Raw genomic sequence first — 1,545 nt, forward strand, 5'->3', positions numbered from 1 at the left:
CTGGCGCGGGCGAGCGCGCCGGCGCTCGGCGCGGGAGCGGCGGGCTCGGCGGCCCGCGCCGCCGTGTCGGCGGTGGCCGCGGGCGGCGACGTGGTCCTCGACAACGGGCTGCTGCGCGTCGTCGTCGACGGCGACGGGCTGCTGACCTCCGTACGGGACCTGACCGCCGGCCGCGAGGTGCTGGCGCCGGGCGCCCGGGCCAACCTGCTGCAGCTCCACCCCGACCACCCCAACCAGTGGGACGCCTGGGACATCGACAAGTTCTACCGGCGCACCCGCACCGACCTGGTGGAGGCCGACTCGGTGACGGTCACCGAGCGGGGGCCGCTGCGCGCGGCGGTGCGGGTGGTGCGGACGGTGGGCCGGTCGCGGATCGTGCAGGACATCGTCCTCGCGGCGGACAGCGGCCGGGTGGACTTCACCACCGAGGTCGACTGGCGGGAGGAGGAGAAGGTGCTCAAGGCCGCGTTCCCGCTGGACGTGCACGCGGAACGGTCCACGTCCGAGATCCAGTTCGGGCACGTGCACCGGCCGACGCACGCGAACACCAGCTGGGACGCGGCCAGGTTCGAGATCTGCGCGCACCGCTGGCTGCACGTGGGCGAGCCGGGGTACGGCGTGGCGCTGCTCAACGACGCCACGTACGGCCACGACGTGACGCGGGAGGCGCACGAGGCGGGGCTGGGCACCACGGTCCGGCTGACGATCCTGCGGGCGCCGCGGTTCCCGGACCCGGAGACGGACCTCGGCGTGCACCGGTACCGGTACGCGCTGCTGCCGGGCGCGGACGTCGGCGCGGCGGTGGCGCAGGGCCTCGCGCTGAACCTGCCGCTGCGCACGGCGCGTACGGCGGCGCGGGAACCGCTGGTCTCGGTGAGCGACCCGGCGATCACCGTGGAGTCGGTGAAGGCGGCGGAGGACCGCAGCGGGGACGTGGTGGTCCGGCTGTACGAGTCTCGCGGGGGGCGGGCGTCGGGGACCCTGACGACGTCGTTCGGGGTGGCTGACGTGCAGGTGACGGATCTGCTGGAGCGCCCGCTGGCGGAGGGCTCGGACGCCGCCCGGGACGGGGACGGCGGCGTGGCCGTGCGGCTGCGCCCGTTCCAGATCCTGACGCTGCGGATGCGGCCCGCGCGGTGAGCCCGGGCGGGGCCCGGCGCCGCCGGGCCCCTCTGCTCCCCGCTCCCCCGCAGGTCAGCTCTCCCAGAGGGCCGCCGCCGTACGGTCGTCGGCGAAGCCCTTGGCGCGCAGCTGGACGTCCCCGAGGAACGCGGCGAGCCCCGGCGGCGTCTCCTCGCCGCGCCACCGCTCCGCCAGCGCATCCGCCAGCCCGGGCGCCCCGCGCAGCGGCTCCGCGAACCCGGGGCTGCACAGCAGCAGCACGTCGCCCGGCCGCCCCTCGGACGCCCGGAACACGAACGGCACCGGCTCACCGGGGTCGGGCGACGGCACGAGCGCGCCGAAGCCGGGCGGTGCGGCGGGCGGGGGCGCCGAGCCGGGCGCGCCGAAGCAAGTCGGATCGTAGCCATGTCGTTCTGTGAGCCA

At 76.8% G+C, this 1,545-nt stretch carries 1 protein-coding gene; it reads left to right on the forward strand.

Annotated features, from left to right (window positions below; genetic code table 11):
- On the forward strand, positions 1 to 1,140 hold a 1,140-nt coding region (locus ABD317_RS36775), incomplete at its 5' end, for a glycoside hydrolase family 38 C-terminal domain-containing protein (RefSeq protein ID WP_344296395.1).
- Between the last annotated feature and the right edge of the window lie 405 nt (positions 1,141 to 1,545).

Origin of the sequence: Streptomyces synnematoformans, from assembly GCF_039531005.1 — a bacterium.
GTDB classification, from domain to species: domain Bacteria; phylum Actinomycetota; class Actinomycetes; order Streptomycetales; family Streptomycetaceae; genus Streptomyces; species Streptomyces synnematoformans.